Source organism: Sphaerotilus natans (genome assembly GCF_900156335.1).
In the GTDB taxonomy this organism is placed as follows: Bacteria; Pseudomonadota; Gammaproteobacteria; order Burkholderiales; family Burkholderiaceae_C; genus Sphaerotilus; species Sphaerotilus natans.
The window spans coordinates 46,053-63,922 of record NZ_FTMZ01000016.1 but is presented as its reverse complement, the minus strand read 5'-3'; the positions used below and the strand labels follow the sequence as shown (position 1 = coordinate 63,922).

Genomic DNA, 17,870 nt, shown 5'->3' with positions numbered 1-17,870 from the left:
GGCTCAGCGGGCGCTGGCGTCGTCCAGCGCGCGCTGCCAGCGCTGGCGCACGAAGTCGATGTGGCGGCGCGCCGCCTGGGCGGCGCCGGCCGGATCACGCGCCTCGATGCGGCGCCACAGCGCCTCGTGCTGCGCGGCCAGCGCACGCGCCTCGTCCGAGTCCGGCGCCAGGTCGGCGATGCTGAGGTTCACATGCTCGTGCAGCAGCGCCAGCAGCGTCGCCACCAGGTAGGAGAAGACGGGGTTGCGGGTCGCGTCGGCGATGGCGCGGTGGAAGGCCACGTCGGCGCGCACCTGCGCCGGGCGGTCGCGGCCGGCGTAGGCCGCGGCCACCGCCGCGTGGCAGGCCGCCAGCCGCGCCCGGTCGCTCTCGTCGGCGCGCTCGGCGGCCAGCTCGGCGCAGCGCGCCTCGAGCATGTCGCGGAATTCCAGCAGGTCGGCCTGCATCAGCGGCTGGCGCTGCAGCAGCTGCGTCCAGGCGTCGGCGCGGCGCGCGTCGGGCTGATCGCTGACGAAGGTGCCCGCGCCGTGGCGGCGGATCACCAGCCCGCGCTCGGCCAGCTGCCCGAGCGCCTCGCGCAGCGCCGCGCGCGACACGCCCAGCCGCGCCGCCCAGTCGCGCTCGGGCGGCAGGCGCTCGCCCGGGCGGTGCTCGCCGGCCAGGATGGCGCGCTCCAGGCGCGAGGCGAGCTGGTCGGGCAGACGGGCGGCGAGGGCGTGCTTCATCGGAACGTGATCGGGAATTGGTCTGACCACTGTAGGCCCTGACGGGCGCACGCGCATCATCGGCTTCCCCTGCGCCCCACCGGATCCGCCGCCGCCCGACCGCCATGCCCAAGCCTTCTTCCGTCTATTTCTTCGCCACCTGCGTCGTCGACCTGATGGCGCCGCAGGCCGGCATGGACGCCATCGCGCTGCTGCGCGACGCCGGCCTGCGGGTCGAGTTTCCGCAGGCGCAGAGCTGCTGCGGCCAGCCGGCCTACACCAGCGGCTACACCGACGAGGCGCGCACCGTCGCGGCAGCCCAGCTCGACCTGTTCCCCGAGGCCTGGCCGATCGTCGTGCCCTCGGGCTCGTGCGCCGGGATGATGGTGCACCACTGGCCGCGGCTGTTCGCTGACGATTCCGGGCGGCTGGCGAAGGCGCGCGACATCGGCGCGCGGGTGGTCGAGTTCAGCACCTTCGTGCGCGACGTGCTGGGCCTGGGCGCGCGGCTGGCGGCGGCGCCGTCCAGCCGGCCGGTGAAGGTGGCGCTGCACACCTCGTGCTCGGCGCGGCGCGAGATGGGCGTGCAGGTGCCCAGCCGCGCGCTGCTGGACGCGCTGCCCGGCGTCGAGGTGGTGGCGCAGGCGCGCGAGGCCGAGTGCTGCGGCTTCGGCGGCACCTTCTCGGCGCGCCATCCGGCGATCTCGGGCGCGATGGTCGAGGACAAGCTGGCGAGCGTGCGCGCCACCGGTGCCGAGGTCATCGTCAGCGCCGACTGCGGCTGCCTGCTCAACCTGCACCACGCTGCCCAGAAGCGCGGCGGCTGCGCCGCCGGCGAGCCGCGCTGCGTGCACATCGGCAGCTTCCTGCGCGAGCGCCTGGGCCTGCCGGGCGCGGCGCAGCAGGTCACCGACTGAACCCGGAGCCCCGATCCATGAGCACGACCCCGTCCCAGCCCCTGCCGGACACCGGCGCCGCCCGTGGCGCCATCCTCGCCCGGCTGCGCCAGAGCGCGCCGTCGCAGCCGTTGCCCGTGCCGCCGCTGGCGGCCTATCACGCCGGGCCGTTCGGCCGCGGGCGCCTGGGCGCGCGCATCGATCCGGCCACGCTGATCGCTCCGTTCGAGGCCGCCGCGCGCGGCTGGCGCGCCGACGTGTGCCACGCCACGCCCGCCGACTGGCCGGCAGTGGTGCGCGCGGTGCTGGCCGAGCACGGCGCGCGCCGCGTGGCCATCGGCCGCGGGCCGGCCGCCGATCCCGGCTTCGCGGCGGCGCTGGCCGAGGTCGAGACCTGCCGCTTCGACCGGCCGCTGGAGCGCTGGAAGACCGAGCTGTTCGACCGCATCGACGCCGGCCTGACCACCGCGCGCGCCGGCATCGCCGACACCGGCACGCTGGTGCTGCGCCCAGGGCCGGCCGAGCCGCGCACGCTGTCGCTGGTGCCGCCGCTGCATGTGGCGGTGCTGCGCGCCAGCGATCTGTTCGCCAGCCTGCCCGCGGCGATTGCCGCGCAGGACCTGGCCGCCACCGGCATGCCGACCAATCTGGTGCTGGTCACCGGCCCGTCCAAGACCGCCGACATCCAGCAGGTGCTGGCCTTCGGCGCGCATGGCCCGAAGGCGCTGGTGATCGTGCTCGTCAACGACCTGGAGGTCTCGCCATGACCGCTGCCCACGCCCATGAAGCCCCGCTGACCTTCGTCGATCCGCGCCAGTTCAAGGCCAATACCCGCGTTGCGGTCGATGACGACCACCTGCGCGCGAGCTTCCGCAGCGCGATGGACTTCCTGCAGACCAAGCGCGCCGGCCACTTCAGCGACCGCGACGGCTTCGAGGCGCTGCGCGGCGTCGGCGAGGCGGTGCGCCAGTACAGCCTCTCCAAGCTGCCCGAGCTGCTGGAGCGGCTGGAGACGAACCTCACGGCGCGCGGCGTGCACGTCCACTGGGCGCAGACGCCCGAGGACGCCAACGCCATCTTCCTGGCGATCGCGCAGCGCCACGGCGCGCGGGCGATGGTCAAGGGCAAGTCGATGGTCAGCGAGGAGATCGAGCTCAACCACCGCATGGCGGAGCACGGCGTCGACTGCCTGGAGAGCGACATGGGCGAGTACATCGTCCAGCTCGCCGGCGAGCGCCCGAGCCACATCATCATGCCGGCGATCCACAAGACCAAGCAGCAGATCGCCGCGCTGTTCGAGGACAAGATTCCCGACACGCCCTACACCGAGGACGTGGACGCGCTGATCGCCATCGGCCGGCGCGTGCTGCGCGACCAGTTCCGCGACGCGCCGATCGGGGTGTCGGGCGTGAACTTCATGGTCGCCGACACCGGCACGCTGGTGCTGGTCGAGAACGAGGGCAACGGGCGCATGTGCACCACGGTGCCCGACGTGCACATCGCCATCACCGGCCTGGAGAAGGTGGTCGAGACCTTCGAGCAGGTGCTGCCGCTCTACAGCCTGCTGACCCGCTCGGCCACCGGCCAGGCGATCACGACCTACCTCAACGTCATCACCGGGCCGCGCCGCGAGGGGGGGCCAGAAGGCGAGGGCGAGCTCGACGGCCCGCGCGAGCTGCACCTGGTCCTGCTCGACAACGGCCGCACCCAGGCCTACCGCGATGCCGACTTCCGCCCGACGCTGCAGTGCATCCGCTGCGGCGCGTGCATGAACCACTGCCCGGTCTATGCGCGCATCGGCGGCCTGGCCTACGGCACGACCTATCCGGGGCCGATCGGCTCGATCATCTCGCCGCACCTGCTCGGGCTGGAGCCGACGCAGGACCTGCCCACCGCCAGCAGCCTGTGCGGCGCCTGCGCCGAGGTCTGTCCGGTCGGCATTCCGATCCCCGAGCTGCTGATGCAGCTGCGCCACGCCGCCAAGCACGATGCCGAGCCGGGCCACGCGCCGCTGGCCGGCCAGGCCAGCGCGAAGGACTGGAAGGAGGCGCTGGCCTGGAAGGCCTGGGCGAAGGTCAACGCCAGTCCGGGCCTCTACGGCACGCTGACTGGCATGGCGCATCGGCTGCGCGGCTTCACGCCGCCGTGGCAGGCCGGCTGGACCGCGAGCCGCACGCCGCTGCGGCCGGCGGCGCGGGGTCTGCGCGAGCGGCTGAAGGACGAACGCTGAGGGCTGAGTGAGGGCTCGGGTCGGCACGTTGGTGCGTGCGTGGGTGCCCGCCTGCGCGGGCATGACGGCAGAGTCTCCGTGATCCTCGGCCTTTCCTCCGCCATCCTCGGCTTTTCCTCCGTCATCCTCGCGAAGGCGAGGACCCACGATGCGCCGCGATCTCAGCCCTCCGCCGCGCGGGTCGACAGCACGATGCAGGTCGTCGTCGCGTGCGCGTAGAGGCGACCGTCGGGGCCGAACAGGCGGCCTTCGGCGAAGCCGGCCTGGCGGCCGGCATGGATCACCCGGCCCTCGGCGCGCACCCGCTCGACCTGCGGCGTGAGCGCGCGCACATAGCTGATCTTCAGCTCGGCGGTGGTGTAGGCGCGCCCGGCCGGCAGCATCGTGTGCACCGCGCAGGCGACGCAGGAGTCCAGCAGCGTCGCGATCCAGCCGCCGTGGATGGTGCCCATCGGGTTGGCGTGGCGCAGGTCCGGCCGGCCCTGGAAGACGAAGCGGCCGGGCTCGAACTCGATCGGCAGGAAGTCCATCGTCGCGCCGATCGGCACCGAGGGCAGCTCGCCGCGGCTGATCGCGGCGAACCATTCCATGCCGCTCAGATGCGCGATCTGTGCGGGCCGGGCGACGCCGGGCGGGCCCAGGGTGGCGCGCACCCGCTGCTCGTCGTCGAGCCAGCGCGCCAGCGTGGCGGCGGGAGAATCGGCCGGAGAGGCGGCGGGATCGGTGTCGGCGTGGCTCATCGGGGTCTCCTCGTCAGCGTCCGGGCAGTCCGGGCGACCGCAGAAGAACACGCCAGGCGGGGCGGGCGCTGTCACCCGCGGGTCAGATCCGGGTCAATGCCCGTGGCCGCGGTGCGAGCCGCCGACATGCACGCCGGCGTGAACGCCCGCTGCACCCGTCGCGTCCGCGGCGCCCTGGCCGTCGCCTGCCGCCAGCCCGGCGAGGATGCCGCAGTGGCCGGCGTCGCTGGCGCGCTCGCAGCGAGCGCGCAGCGCGCGCAGCCGCGCCTCGAGCTGCTGCAGCTCCAGGATGCGCGCGCTGACATGGCCGATGTGTTCGTCGAGCAGCGCGTTGACCGCGTCGCACGGCGCCTGCGGCGTGTCGTGCAGCGCCAGCAGCACGCGGATCTCGTCCAGCGACATGTCGAGCGCGCGCGCCTGGCGGATCAGGCCCAGCCGCTCGACATCGGCCGGGCCGTAGCGCCGGTAGCCGTTGTCCTGCTGGCGCGGCGGCTCGGGCAGCAGGCCCTCGCGTTCGTAGTGGCGGATGGTGCCCACCGGCGTGCGGGTGGCGCGGGCGAGTTCGCTGATCTTCATGCGTCGATGCTCGCATGTGCGGGGCACTCCGTCAGGGCTTGACCCTGAAGCCGCTGCAGGGTTTGCAATGCCTCCATCCCGACCCTTGATGATGGAGATGTCCCCGATGAGCGATTCCTGCTGCGGCCACGGCCATGGCCACGCCTGCTCCCCGCCGCCGGCGCCGACCGGCGGGCGCTACCGCCGCGTGCTGTGGGTGGCGCTGCTGATCAACGCGGCGATGTTCGCGGTCGAGATCGGCGCGGGCCTGCGCTCGGGCTCGGTATCGCTCCTGGCCGATGCGATCGATTTCCTGGGCGACGCGGCCAACTACGGCGTGTCGCTGTGGGTGCTGGGCCTGTCGCTGCGCCACCGCGCCGGGGCGGCGCTGCTCAAGGGCGCGAGCATGGGCCTGTTCGGCCTGGTGGTGCTGGGCCGCGCGCTGTGGAGCTTCTCGCAGGGCACGGTGCCCGAGGCGGCGACGATGGGCGCGGTCGGCGCGCTGGCGCTGCTGGCCAATGTCGCGGTGGCGGCGATGCTCTACGCCTGGCGCGAGGGCGACGCCAACATGCGCTCGGTCTGGCTGTGCAGCCGCAATGACGCCATCGGCAATGTCGCGGTGATGGCCGCCGCGCTGGGCGTCTTCGGCACCGGCCAGGGCTGGCCGGACCTGATCGTCGCCGGCGTCATGGGCGGGCTGGCGCTGTCGGCGGCGGTGGCGGTGATCCGGCAGGCGCGCGTCGAATGGCGCAGCGCATGAGCTGAAGGCTATCGATGAAATGAATCTATTCAAATGGATCGATTGATGGCCGACATCTAAAGTCTCTTCATCCCGGCGGGTGCTTTCCGGCGCCCGCATTGCCTGTCCCCCAGGAGAGACCCGATGAGCACCCCTTCGACCCCCACGAGCCCGACGAGCCCCACGACGCGCAGCGGGCAGTGCCCGGTGATGCACGGCAGCCCGACCTCCGCCGGCCAGTCAGCCGGCGCGATGCGCTGGTGGCCGCGGGCGCTGAACCTGGACATCCTGCACCAGCACGACACCCGCACCGACCCGATGGGCGCGGGCTTCAGCTACCGCGACGAGCTGCGCCAGCTCGATGTGGAGGCGCTCAAGCGCGACCTGAAGGCGCTGATGACCGACAGCCAGCCCTGGTGGCCGGCCGACTGGGGCCACTACGGCGGCCTGATGATCCGCATGGCCTGGCACTCGGCCGGCACCTACCGCATCGCCGACGGCCGTGGCGGCGCTGGCAGCGGCAGCCAGCGCTTCGCGCCGCTGAACTCCTGGCCCGACAACGGCAACCTCGACAAGGCGCGGCGCCTGCTCTGGCCGATCAAGAAGAAGTACGGCCGGCGCATCAGCTGGGCCGATCTGATGATCCTGGCCGGCAACATGGCCTACGAGTCGATGGGGCTGAAGACCTACGGCTTCGCCTTCGGCCGCGAGGATGTCTGGCATCCCGAGAAGGACATCTACTGGGGTTCGGAGCAGGCCTGGCTGGCGCCCACCGGCAGCGAGGGCAGCCGCTACGCCGGCAGCGCTGAGGGCGAGCGCACGCTCGAAAACCCGCTCGCCGCGGTGATGATGGGCCTGATCTACGTGAACCCGGAGGGCGTCGACGGCCAGCCCGACCCGCTGCGCACCGCCCGCGACATGCGCGAGACCTTCGCCCGCATGGCGATGGACGACGAGGAGACGGTGGCGCTGACCGCCGGCGGCCACACCGTCGGCAAGGCGCACGGCAACGGCGACGCCGCGCAGCTCGGCCCCGCGCCGGAAGGCGCCGAGCTGCACGAGCAGGGCCTGGGCTGGAACGCCCGCAGCGGCCGCGGCATCGGCCGCGATGCGGTGACCAGCGGCATCGAGGGCGCCTGGACCACCCATCCGACGCAGTGGGACAACGGCTACTTCGACATGCTGTTCGGCCACGAATGGACGCTGCGCAAGAGCCCGGCCGGCGCCTGGCAGTGGGAGCCGGTCGACATCCGCGACGAGGACCGCCCGGTCGATGTCGAGGACGCCTCGATCCGCTGCAATCCGATCATGACCGACGCCGACATGGCGCTGAAGATGGATCCGCTCTACCGGCCGATCGCCGAGCGCTTCCACCGCGACCCGGCGCATTTCAGCGCGGTCTTTGCCCGGGCCTGGTTCAAGCTGACGCACCGCGACATGGGCCCGAAGGTGCGCTACCTCGGCCCGGACGTGCCGGCCGATGACCTGATCTGGCAGGACCCGGTGCCGGCGGGCCGCAGCGACATCGACCTGGACGCGGTGCGGGCGCAGATCCGCGCCAGCGGCCTGAGCCGGGCCGATCGCATCGCCACCGCCTGGGACAGCGCGCGCACCTTCCGCGGCTCGGACAAGCGCGGCGGCGCCAACGGCGCGCGCATCCGCCTGGCGCCGCAGAAGGACTGGGCCGGCAACGAGCCTGAGCGCCTGGCGCGGGTGCTGGCGGTGTACGAGCGCATCGCCGCCGACACCGGCGCCAGCGTGGCCGACGTGATCGTGCTGGCCGGCAGCCTGGGCGTTGAGGAGGCGGCGCAGGCGGCGGGCGTGGACATCGCCGTGCCCTTCCTGCCCGGCCGCGGCGACGCCACCGACGCGATGACCGATGCGGCCTCCTTCGCGGTGCTGGAGCCGCTGGCCGATGGCTTCCGCAACGCGATGCGGCAGGACTTCGCGGTCATGCCCGAGGAGCTGCTGCTCGACCGCGCGCAGCTGATGGGGCTGAGCGCCTGCGAGATGACGGTGCTGGTCGGCGGCCTGCGCGTGCTGGGCGTCAATCACGGCGGCAGCCGTGACGGCGTGTTCACCGACCGGGTCGGCGTGCTGTCGAACGACTTCTTCGTCCAGCTGACCGACATGGGCCTCGCCTGGACGCCGGTGGGCCGCAACCGCTACGAGCTGCGCGATCGTGCCACCGGTACGGTGCGCTGGACGGCGAGCCGGGTCGATCTGGTCTTCGGCTCGAACTCGGTGCTGCGCGCCTATGCCGAGCTCTATGCCCAGGACGACAGCCGCGAGAAGTTCGTGCGCGACTTCGTCGCCGCCTGGGTCAAGGTGATGAACGCCGACCGCTTCGACGTGCCCGGCGCGGCCTGGGCGGATCGGCGCGCCTCAGCCTGAGATCGGCGTGATCGTCGCGACCGGCTCCGGCGCGAGCAGGGTGCGCTGGCGCAGGCCGCGCACCGTGCCCATCGACAGCCCGAGCACGATCACCGACGCGAAGGCCAGCAGCAGCGGGCCCAGCACCGGCATGGGGCCGCCGCTGCCGTGGCGGCCCAGCTCCAGCGTCAGCCCGGCAAAGGCCGCCAGCGGGAAGGACACCGCCCAGTGCCCGACGGAGAAGGCCTGCGAGACGATGCGCTGGCCCTGCGTCGCCACCCACAGGAAGCAGGCCAGCGCCACGCCCCAGGCCATCCAGCCGACCAGCGCCGGCGCGCCCAGCGCCAGCGCCGACAGGCCGATCACCGCCGGCGGCGCCACCAGGATGAAGTTGGCGGGCATCAGCCGCTCCGGCCACAGGCCCTGCGAGGCGATGCGCACCAGCAGCAGCGCCATCACCAGCGGCCAGAACAGCAGCCCGATGCCGAACTGCGCCGCCGCCCACTCGGCATGACCGAGCTCGACGCCGGCCAGCGGCACCAGCACGTTGCCGACCACCGCGATGATCAGCACCGGCGTGACCGTCGCCCACTGCAGGCCGCCGGCGCGGTTGCCGGCCCACCAGCGCGACAGCACCCAGACGGTCACCGCGAGCTGGCCGAGGCTGCCCGTCCACCAGACGGCCGAGGCCAGCGCGCCGGGCCCGTCCAGCGCCACGCCCAGCGTCGCCAGCAGGATCAGCGACACCGGCAGCGTCGCGAGGAAGACATGGCGCACCGGATGGCGCAGGTCCTCCGCCCAGGCCTCGGGGTGGCGCTGCAGCCGCAGCACGCTCAGGCCGGCCAGCACCAGGAAGACCGCCGCCGCCAGCCCGCCCAGCGCGATCGACAGCGCCAGCGCCGGCTCGCCCATCAGCGGCACCGCGCGCCGCCAGGCCAGCGCCAGCCCGGACAGGCCCATGACGATCGAGAACCAGGCGGGGGAGAGGAATTTCAGTGCGGGTGCGGCAGCCATGAGGCCGCACTGTAGCGAGTCGCCCGCTCGGGCGAGGCGGGCAGGGCATGATCCTGCGCACGTCCGGCGCGCAGCGGCCCGGGTATAACGCCGCTCATGCCGAATCTTCCGATCCGATCCCGCCGGCGGGCGCTGGGCCTGCTGGCTGCCGCGCTGCCGCTGTCCTGGCTGACGGCCTGTTCGCCGGCCGGTGGCCCCGATGCCCCGGTCTCGCTCGAGACTGCCCGCGCCGAGCTCGATGCCGGTCGTGCGCTGGTGTTCGACATTCGCGAGCCGCACGAGCATGCCACCGGGGTCGCCGCCGGCATGCGGCTGCTGCCGATGAGCCAGCTCGAGGCGCGGCTGGCCGAGATCCCGCGTGATCCCGCCCAGCCGGTGCTGCTGATCTGCAATACCCAGAACCGTTCCGCCCGGGTGGCGACGCTGCTGCACGAGCGCGGCTACACGAATGTGCGCCATGTCAGTTCTGGCATGAGCGGCTGGGCCGGGCGGGGCTGGCCGATGGTGGCGCCTGCGCCGGCTGGCCAGGCCGGGAGCGGCTCATGAGCGCACGCCAGTTCTGGGATCAGCGCTTCGCGGGCGAGACCTTCAAGTACGGCCTGGAGCCCAACGCCTTCCTGCGCGCCGAGGCGACGCGGCTGGCGCCGGGCTCGCGCGTGCTGGTGCCCGGCGACGGCGAAGGGCGCAATGGCGTGTGGCTGGCCCAGCAGGGGCACCGTGTCTGCTCGGTCGATGCTTCGCCGGTCGGGCTCGACAAGGCCTTGCTGCTGGCGCGCCAGCGCGGTGTCGACCTCGATGTCGAGCTGGGCGATCTGGAGGTCTGGGCGCCGGTGCCGGGCGCCTGGGACGCGCTGGTGCTGATCTACGTGCATCTGCCCTCGGCCTGGCGCACCCAGGTGCATCGCCGGCTGGCGCAGGGGCTGCGCCCGGGCGGGCGGGTGATCGTCGAGGCCTTTCATCCCACGCAGCTCGGCCGCGATAGCGGCGGGCCGCGCGACCTCGACATGCTCTGCACGCTGGAGGATCTGCGCGCCGACTTCGGCGGGCTCTGCGAGGAGATGTCGGGCTGGCAGGGCGAGGTGATGCTCGATGAGGGCCCGGGCCACCAGGGCGCGGCACGGGTGACGCGCTGGAGCGCGCGCCGGCGCGGCTGAGGCCGCGCCCGGGCCGATCAGGCGTGGTGGTCGAGCCTGAAGGCGGCGACCGCGCCCACTAGGTCCTGCGCCTGACGCTTCAGGCCGTCGGCCGCGGCGGCTGACTGCTCGACCAGCGCGGCGTTCTGCTGCGTGGCCTGGTCCATCTTCGTCACCGCCTCGCCGATGTGGCTGACGCCGACGCTCTGCTCGGCGCTGGCGTGGCTGATCTGCGCGACGATCTGGCTGACCTGCTCGATCGAGCTGACGATCTCCTGCATGGTCCGGCCGGCCTGATCGACCAGGTGCGTGCCCTGCTCGACCTGCGTGACGCTGCCGGTGATCAGCGTCTTGATCTCGCGGGCGGCCGCGGCCGAGCGCTGCGCGTGGTTGCGCACCTCGGTGGCGACCACCGCGAAGCCCCGGCCCTGCTCGCCGGCGCGTGCGGCTTCCACCGCCGCGTTCAGCGCCAGGATGTTGGTCTGGAAGGCGATGCCGTCGATCACGCCGATGATGTCGGCGATCTTCTTCGAGCTGCCGTTGATGCCGCGCATCGTCTCGACCACCTCGTCGACCACCCGGCCGCCCTGCACGGCGATCGAGGCGGCGCTGCTGGCCAGCGCATTGGCCTTCTGCGCGTTGCCGGCGTTGTGGCTGACGGTCGAGTTGAGCTGGTCCATCGTCGAGGCGGTCTGCTGCAGGCCGAAAGCCTGCTCCTCGGTGCGGCGGCTCAGGTCCTGGTTGCCCTGCGCGATCTGCAGGCTGGCGTTGGCCACCTCGTCGGCGTTGGACTTCACATGCTGGACGATGTCGCGCAGGCTGTCGCGCATGCGCGCCATCGCGTCGAGCAGCTGGCGGGTCTCGTCGTTGCCTTCGGGTTCGATGCGGCGGCTGAGGTCGCCCGCGGCGAGCGCATCGGCCGCCTCGACCGCCGAGCGCATCGGCCGGGTCATCTGGCCGCTGAGCCAGACGGCCGCGCCGGCCAGCAGCGCGCCAGTCACCAGCAGCGTGGCGGCGATCAGCCATTGCGTCCGGGCCACGGCAGCGCCGGCGGCCTCGTTCTGCGCATGATGGCTGCTGTTGATGCTGTCGGAGAGCTTTTCCATGGCATCTTCCAGCGCCTCAAAGCTGGTCTCCAGCGCCTGCAGATCCTGCTGCATGCCCGCCGGATTGCTGCGCGCGCCGGTCACCACCCGGCTGGCGGTGTCCAGATAGACCCGCACCTTAGGCTCGACCGCGTCGAGCGCAGCCAGCGTCGCCGCATTCAGCGGCAGCGCGCGCAGCGCCTTGAGCCGCTGATCGAAGTTCTGGCCGTGCTCGCGCAGATCCTTCTGGGCCTCGTCGATGCGCGCCGGGTCGTTCTGCAGCGCGCCCAGCGCCGCCAGTTGGGCATCGCCGCGCACGGCGTCATGCATCATGTCGGCCGCCTGGCTGTGCTGCAGGGCCTGGCTGGTGCCGATCACGTCGCTGAGCGTGCCGCTCATGTGACGCCCGGACAGCAGGCCGATGCCTCCGGTCGCCGCGGCCGCCGCCACGCCGGCCAAGCCGAGCGCGATGATCTGGGAGCGCATCTTCATCGTTGAATCCCGTGCGTGATGAGTCAGGTGCGCATCTTGGCGAGCGTCGGCGCACTCCAGCAGCCGAAAAGCGCGGTAGCGAAGGTGCGATTCGTGCTCAAGCCGGCATGAAGAGCGCGGAGCCGGTCAGGATTTTCGGAAATGGCTGTCCTTGCTCTCGGTCCGGCGCGCACCGTAGGGACAGTGCCCCGGCTTCGGTCCGACCTGCGGGTGCTTGCGGCAGGTGTTCGGGCGGTTCTCGTAGACAGTGCAGCGGCGGGTGTTCGTGTCGAGGAACTGGCAGTCGCCGTTGGCGCGGCGCGCCATCGTGAAGATGCCGTTCTTCTGGTTGTAGCGCTCGACCTGGCGGGCCTTGACCAGCCGGCGGGCGATCAGGCGGGGCTCCTCGTGCTCGGCCTCGAACGGGTCGACCAGACCGAGGCGCACCAGATCGGGCAGCCGCACCTCGACCGGCATCGTGCAGCAGTTGGCCGCGCAGCGGTCGCACAGGCCGGCGCGCCAGCGCGTCCAGGTCTCGAGGCGATCGACGTCGACGATGTGGATCGGGGATCTCATGCGGGCACAGGCACAGGCGAATCGAACAATCGAACCGGAAAAGCAAGAAGCCCGCTTGAAATCAAGCGGGCTTCTCTTGTTCTGGTGGCCAAGGGCGGAATCGAACCACCGACACGCGGATTTTCAATCCGCTGCTCTACCAACTGAGCTACTTGGCCGTCGAGAAGGGAATTATGGCACGTATTCTTCCGAGGTTGCAAGCGTTTCGGCGAGATTTTTTTCTGACCGTGTTCAGCCTGCGCCGCGCTTGTTGCGGCTGAGGTCGACGCCGAGCTGCTTGAGCTTGCGGTAGAGGTGGGTGCGCTCCAGGCCGGTGCGCTCGGCCACGCGGGTCATGCTGCCGTTCTCGCGGACCAGGTGGAACTCGAAGTAGGCCTTCTCGAAGGCGTCGCGCGCCTCGCGCAGCGGGCGGTCGAGGTTGAAGCTCTGATCGGCCTGTGGGCCGCTGGCCATCGTGATGCCGGCAGAGACGGCCTGATGCGCGTGGCTGTTCAGGCTCTGGATCGTTGGCACATAGCCGCCGTGAGCCGGTGCAGCACTGACCGCCACCGGCTCGCTGCCAGGGAGGTCGATACGGTCCAGGCGCTGGGGCGCCAGGCTGGCGGTGACTTCTCCGGGTCCGGTGCGGGCCGGCTGCGGCTTGGCCAGCCCCTGCTCGACCGCGCGCAGCAGTTTCTGCAGCGTGATCGGCTTCTCCAGGAAGGCCATCGCGCCGTATTTGGTTGCCTCGACCGCGGTGTCGATGGTGCCGTGGCCGGACATCATGATGACCGGCATCGTCAGCTGCGCGCCGCTGTTCCACTCCTTCAGCAGCGTGATGCCGTCGACGTCGGGCATCCAGATGTCAAGAAGGACAAGATCCGGACGCTGGCGCTCGCGCAGCATGCGCGCCTGCGCGGCGTTCTCCGCCAGCTCGACGGAGTGACCTTCGTCGGTCAGGATCTCTTGCAGCAGGGCTCTGATGCCCATTTCGTCGTCGACGACAAGTATGTTGGCCATGAGTGATCAGGACGCGCTGACGTCGGGGGAGGGTGGGATTCGGTGGCGTCCGGGCTCGTTGCCCGCAGGCGTTCCCCCGCCTCGGGCCCATCGCGAAAATGATATCGAAACTTGGGCGCCGGTCCGCGCCGGTCCCGCGGCCGGGTCCTGCGCCTCGTCGGCGAGGTTGCCCAGGCGGATGCGCGCACCGTGTTCCTCGACGATCTTCTTCACCACGGCCAGCCCCAGGCCGGTGCCGCGGGCCTTCGTGGTGACATAGGGTTCGAATGCACGCTTGAGAACTTTTTCCGAGAAACCGGGGCCATTGTCCATCACCTTGAGGCGAATGGCACGCGTCTGGCCGTCATCCGGTCGGGTGCACTCGGTCGAGACGATGGCCAGACCGTCCGGAAGATCGGCCACCGCGTCGAGCGCGTTCTGCACCAGGTTGTGGATGACCTGGCGCAGCTGGCTGGCGTCACCGGCCAGAAGCGGCAGCTCAGGCGCGAGCTCGGCGCGCAGCCGGCCGCTTTCCTGCTGCGCCGCGTACAGGCCCAGGACCTCGACGACCAGCGCGTTGAGGTCCAGCGGCTCCAGTCGGGCCGAGGGCAGCCGCGCGTAGTCGCGGAACTCGTTGACCAGCGTCTTCATCGCCTGCACCTGGGTGACGATGGTGCCCACCGAGCGCACCAGCATCTGCTGGTCGGTGCCGGTCAGCTTGGCCTCGAGCTTGTGCTGCAGCCGCTCGGCCGAGAGCTGGATGGGCGTGAGCGGATTCTTGATCTCGTGGGCCAGCCGGCGTGCCACCTCGGCCCAGGCGACGCTGCGCTGCGCGACCACCACGTCGGAGATGTCGTCGAAGACCAGCAGCCGCGCGCCTTCGGGCAGCAGCGCGCCGCGCACCAGCAGCGTCTGCGGCGCCTCGGTGCTGCCGAGTTCGAGCGATTCCTGCCAGTGCGCGTCGCCGGCCGGCTCGTCGCCGGTGTCCTCGAGGTCGCGCAGATGCGCCTCGAAGCGCGCCAGCACCGCGGCGGAGAAGGTCTCCAGGCCGGGCAGGCGGTCGATCGGATGCCGGGTCCAGGCCGAGGGGTCGAGGCTGAGAATGCGCGCGGCGCCGGGGTTGACGGTGTCGATGCGGCCGTCGGCCTCGAAGACGATCACGCCGGAGCTGAGGTTGTCCAGGATGGTCTGCAGGTGCGCCTTGGCGCTCTCGGCCTCGGCGAGGCTGCGCTGCACCAGGCCGCGCGCGTCGGCGAGCTGCTGCGTCATGTCGGCGAAGGAGCGGGTCAGGCCGCCGAGCTCGTCGCGCGAGGCGAAGACGGCGGTCGGGCGCAGGTCGCCGCGCGCGACCTGGCGCACGCCTTCGGCCAGCATCACCAGCGGTCGGCCGATCTGGTGGCCCAGGCCGGCGGCCATCAGCAGCGCGCTGAAGATGCCCAGGATGAGCGTGAGCGTCAGCGTGCCGATGTACATGCGCTTCAGGCCCTCGCGCCCGAGCGCGCGTTCCTGGTATTCGCTGTAGGCCTGCTGCACCCGCAGCGCGTTGCCGACCAGCTCCTGCGGCACCGTCTGGGTGATCTGCAGATAGCGGTCGGCACTGTCCAGGCTCAGCGAGGTGGAAGGCATCCAGGCGATGGCCCGCACCCGCACCGGGCCGCCCGAGGTGATCGCACCGTCGATCGGCGTGTCGGCGTCCAGGCCCTCGAGCTGCGCGAAGACCCGCTGGCTGCGCGCCTGGCGCAGCAGCGAGGGGCTGGGCCGATCCGGCAGCATCGCCGCGCCGACGGCGCCGCCCGCGCTGGCCAGCACCTGGCCGCTGCCCGAGAGCACCGCCACGCTCTGCGCGGCGAGCTGCTCGCGCAGCCGCTCGAGCATCAGCAGCTGCACCCGGCTGCCCGGGTCGGCGCCGCTCTCGGCGCTGGTCTCGGCGGCCTGTCGCGTCTTGGCGGCCACATCGTTGACCAGCAGCTGCAGCGTGGTACGGCCGAGATTCAGGCCCGACTCCAGCGCACCCTCGACCTCGACATCGAACCAGCTCTCGATCGAGCGAGAGACGAACTGGTAGGACACGCCGTAGATCAGCATGCCCGGCACCACCCCGACGAAGGCGAAGATCGCCGCGAGCTTGACCAGCAGCCGGCTGCCGAACTTGCCGTGGCGCATGCGCCGCACCAGCTGCGCCAGCGCCGCGACGATGACCAGGCCCAGCGAGGCTGCCACGCCGATGTTGACCCACAGCAGCCACTCGTAGTGGCGCTCGTAGAGCACCCGGTTGTTGGTGGCGATCGACAGCAGGAAGGCCAGCACCAGCACGGTGCCCCCGATCGCCAGCAGCGCGATCAGGACGGTCCAGCGCAGCGAGCTGCGGCTCAAGGTCGCGCTCCGCCGCCCGAGGGTGGCAGATCGAACACCGGCACCGAACGGCTGGCACGCAGGTTCCAGTCGGGCTGGCTGCCGATGCCGATCTGCATCGTGCGCGGCAGCTGCTCGGTGTCGAGCCGGTAGGTGAACTCGAGGCGCATGCGGTCCTCGTCGGCGGTCTGTGCATCGGCGATGCGCCAGTGGGTGAGGCGCTGCATCGCGCGCAGCGCCTCGCCAAGCGAGCGGTAGTTCTGCGACAGCCCGCCCTGGCTGACCTTGTAGCTCAGCGTCAGCGGCTGGTAGGCCAGCCGCCAGGTGCGGCTGACCCGGGCCAGCTCCTTGTCGCGCCAGTACCAGCGCGCCTGCATCAGCACCGCCTCGGCCGAGAAATGCAGCGCGATGCCGCGGCTGAGCGCATCTTCCACCGCCGGCGGCAGCTCGAATCGGGTCTCGAAGTTCAGCAGCACGCCCTGGTCGCTGCGCAGCGCATCGAGCCGCACCAGGTCGAGCGCCGCCGACCGGGCCGGCAGATGCCCGGCCAGCAGCGCGGCGGCCGCCAGCGCCAGCAGCCGGCGGCGGTGCAGTCGAAGTTCAGGCGGTCTCGGCACGGGCCGTCAGGTCGATCAGGACGCGGGTGACTTGTGCAGGAGGGCGTAGAAGAATCCGTCGCCCGACCCGGCAGCCGGCGACGATGTCGCGCCGGCTGCTTCGGCCCGATTGTCGGGCAGCGGCAGCAGATGGCCGGGCGCGCGCAGCGCACGCGCCTCTGGATGGCGTTGCAGAAATGATGAAATCTGCCCGGCGCCTTCGGCCCGGAAGATCGAGCAGGTGGCGTAGAGCAGCCGGCCGCCCGGCTTGAGCAGCGGCCACAGCGCCTCGAGCAGGCCGGTCTGGGTGCGTGCCAGCTCGGTGATATCGCTGGCGCGGCGCAGCCAGCGCACGTCGGGGTGGCGACGCACGATGCCCGAGGCGCTGCATGGCGCATCGAGCAGGATGGCGTCGAAGGGCTGGCCGTCCCACCAGGCGGCGGTGTCGCGCGCATCGGCGGCGAGCGTGCGGCCTTGCAGGCCCAGCCGCGCCAGGGTCTCGTCGACCCGCTTCAGGCGGCTGGCGTCGGCGTCGAGGGCCAGCACGTCCAGGTCGGCCAGCTCGAGCAGATGGGCGGTCTTGCCGCCGGGCGCGGCACAGGCGTCGAGCACCCGGGCGCCGGCCGGCAGCGCCGGCAGCTCGCTGCCGGGCAGGCCGCCGAGCAGCAGCGGCGCGGCCAGCTGCGCCGAGAGATCCTGCACCGACACCCGCCCGTCGGCGAAGCCGGGCAGCGCCTGCACGGGCGCCGGCGTTTCCAGCAGCACCGCCTGCGGCGTGCGGGCGCCGACGGCATGGGCCTGCAGCCCGGCCTCGGCCAGCGCGGCGACATAGCTCTCCGCGCTGCCGTGGCGGGCGTGGACCCGCAGCATCATCGGGCCGGGCTGGTTGGCGGCGTCCAGCAGCGCCTCCCAGCGGTCGGGCCAGTCGCGCCGGACCTGATCGATCCACCAGCGCGGATGCTGGTGCCTTGCCGCCGGCACCTCCTGCCGCAGCGCCGGCACCAGCGCCTCGCGCTCGCGCAGGAAACGGCGCAGCACCGCGTTGACGAAGCCGGCGCTGGCCGGAGTGCGCCGGCGCGCGCAGGCCACCGCCTGGTCGACCAGCGTGTGCTCGGCATAGGGCGGCTCGGCCTCGGGCCACAGCAGCGCCAGCGCGGTGATCAGCAGCGCGTCGACCGCCGGGGCGGGCCGGCGCGGCGCGAGCCGCTCGCGAGCGGCCTGGGCACCGCCCATCCAGCGCATCACATGGAAGCTCAGCGCCTGGGTGCCGGGGCGGGCCTGGGGCGGGCAGGCGGCCAGCAGATCGGACAGCGAGCGGCCGGCGCGCACGGCCGCCACCGTGTCGGCAGTGTGGTGCAGCAGCTGCGACAGCGGCAGCGAGGCCGGCGAGGCCGCGCCGGCAGGGGAGGGGGAATCGTGTCTCACGG

At 72.1% G+C, this 17,870-nt stretch carries 17 protein-coding genes and 1 tRNA gene; 7 read left to right on the top strand and 11 right to left on the bottom strand.

Annotated features, from left to right (window positions below):
* Positions 1–3: 3 nt before the first annotated feature.
* Complete coding sequence (locus tag BW996_RS14345) at positions 4–726, bottom strand: FadR/GntR family transcriptional regulator (RefSeq protein ID WP_037481141.1); 723 nt, start codon at positions 724–726, stop codon at positions 4–6.
* A 104-nt stretch (positions 727–830) separates the two neighbouring features.
* Between BW996_RS14345 and BW996_RS14340 the strand changes: the two genes are divergently transcribed.
* Genes BW996_RS14340 through BW996_RS14330 form a run of 3 tightly spaced genes read left to right on the top strand, consistent with a single transcriptional unit; the run spans position 831 to position 3,831 of the window.
* Entirely contained in the window at positions 831–1,622 is a 792-nt protein-coding gene (locus tag BW996_RS14340; RefSeq protein WP_037481142.1) for a (Fe-S)-binding protein, read from the top strand.
* Positions 1,623–1,639: 17 nt separating this feature from the next.
* Positions 1,640–2,368: a LutC/YkgG family protein gene (locus BW996_RS14335; protein WP_051631855.1), complete on the top strand. Its 729-nt coding sequence runs from the start codon at positions 1,640–1,642 to the stop codon at positions 2,366–2,368.
* Complete coding sequence (locus BW996_RS14330; protein WP_037481143.1) at positions 2,365–3,831, top strand: LutB/LldF family L-lactate oxidation iron-sulfur protein; 1,467 nt, start codon at positions 2,365–2,367, stop codon at positions 3,829–3,831. The genes BW996_RS14335 and BW996_RS14330 overlap by 4 nt, the downstream gene beginning before the upstream one ends.
* Before the next feature lie 161 nt (positions 3,832–3,992).
* Here BW996_RS14330 and BW996_RS14325 read toward each other — a convergent pair whose 3' ends face one another.
* On the bottom strand, positions 3,993–4,571 hold the full coding sequence (locus BW996_RS14325; RefSeq protein ID WP_037481145.1) for a PaaI family thioesterase: 579 nt from the start codon (positions 4,569–4,571) through the stop codon (positions 3,993–3,995).
* A gap of 93 nt (positions 4,572–4,664) precedes the next feature.
* A complete protein-coding gene (gene cadR / locus BW996_RS14320; protein ID WP_037481147.1) occupies positions 4,665–5,147 on the bottom strand; it encodes a Cd(II)/Pb(II)-responsive transcriptional regulator in 483 nt (160 codons plus the stop codon).
* Between the two features lie 106 nt (positions 5,148–5,253).
* On the opposite strand from cadR, the gene BW996_RS14315 reads away from it, so the two are divergent.
* Together BW996_RS14315 and katG are read left to right on the top strand one after the other, a co-directional pair.
* Positions 5,254–5,886, top strand: coding sequence for a cation efflux transmembrane domain-containing protein (locus BW996_RS14315; RefSeq protein ID WP_037481149.1), 633 nt, complete (start codon positions 5,254–5,256; stop codon positions 5,884–5,886).
* 123 nt (positions 5,887–6,009) lie between these two features.
* Entirely contained in the window at positions 6,010–8,259 is a 2,250-nt protein-coding gene (gene katG / locus BW996_RS14310; RefSeq protein WP_051631856.1) for a catalase/peroxidase HPI, read from the top strand.
* On the opposite strand, the gene BW996_RS14305 is transcribed toward katG, so the two are convergent.
* The gene (locus tag BW996_RS14305) at positions 8,251–9,252 is read right to left on the bottom strand and encodes an SLAC1 anion channel family protein (RefSeq protein WP_037481153.1); all 1,002 of its coding nucleotides are present in this window, start codon (positions 9,250–9,252) and stop codon (positions 8,251–8,253) included. The genes katG and BW996_RS14305 overlap by 9 nt on opposite strands.
* 96 nt (positions 9,253–9,348) lie before the next feature.
* Between BW996_RS14305 and BW996_RS14300 the strand changes: the two genes are divergently transcribed.
* Complete coding sequence (locus BW996_RS14300; RefSeq protein WP_037481155.1) at positions 9,349–9,798, top strand: rhodanese-like domain-containing protein; 450 nt, start codon at positions 9,349–9,351, stop codon at positions 9,796–9,798.
* Positions 9,795–10,406 carry a class I SAM-dependent methyltransferase gene (locus BW996_RS14295; RefSeq protein WP_037481158.1) on the top strand — a complete coding sequence of 204 codons (612 nt, stop codon included), beginning with the start codon at positions 9,795–9,797 and terminating at the stop codon, positions 10,404–10,406. Before BW996_RS14300 ends, BW996_RS14295 begins: the two co-directional genes overlap by 4 nt.
* Before the next feature lie 17 nt (positions 10,407–10,423).
* Here the strand turns inward: BW996_RS14295 and BW996_RS14290 are convergent, their stop codons facing one another.
* The 7 genes from BW996_RS14290 to rsmB all read right to left on the bottom strand — a co-directional run bounded on the left by BW996_RS14290 (position 10,424) and on the right by rsmB (position 17,868).
* Positions 10,424–11,962 carry a methyl-accepting chemotaxis protein gene (locus BW996_RS14290; protein ID WP_076458968.1) on the bottom strand — a complete coding sequence of 513 codons (1,539 nt, stop codon included), beginning with the start codon at positions 11,960–11,962 and terminating at the stop codon, positions 10,424–10,426.
* Between the two features lie 126 nt (positions 11,963–12,088).
* Positions 12,089–12,517 carry a YkgJ family cysteine cluster protein gene (locus BW996_RS14285; protein ID WP_037485680.1) on the bottom strand — a complete coding sequence of 143 codons (429 nt, stop codon included), beginning with the start codon at positions 12,515–12,517 and terminating at the stop codon, positions 12,089–12,091.
* Between the two features lie 82 nt (positions 12,518–12,599).
* Positions 12,600–12,675, bottom strand: a tRNA-Phe gene (locus tag BW996_RS14280).
* Positions 12,676–12,748: 73 nt separating this feature from the next.
* On the bottom strand, positions 12,749–13,516 hold the full coding sequence (locus tag BW996_RS14275) for a response regulator (protein ID WP_037485681.1): 768 nt from the start codon (positions 13,514–13,516) through the stop codon (positions 12,749–12,751).
* Positions 13,517–13,522: 6 nt separating this feature from the next.
* A complete protein-coding gene (locus BW996_RS14270) occupies positions 13,523–15,868 on the bottom strand; it encodes a sensor histidine kinase (protein ID WP_037485684.1) in 2,346 nt (781 codons plus the stop codon).
* On the bottom strand, positions 15,865–16,464 hold the full coding sequence (locus BW996_RS14265; protein ID WP_051632292.1) for a DUF4390 domain-containing protein: 600 nt from the start codon (positions 16,462–16,464) through the stop codon (positions 15,865–15,867). Before BW996_RS14265 ends, BW996_RS14270 begins: the two co-directional genes overlap by 4 nt.
* A 15-nt stretch (positions 16,465–16,479) precedes the next feature.
* Entirely contained in the window at positions 16,480–17,868 is a 1,389-nt protein-coding gene (rsmB, locus tag BW996_RS14260; protein WP_245801918.1) for a 16S rRNA (cytosine(967)-C(5))-methyltransferase RsmB, read from the bottom strand.
* Between the last annotated feature and the right edge of the window lie 2 nt (positions 17,869–17,870).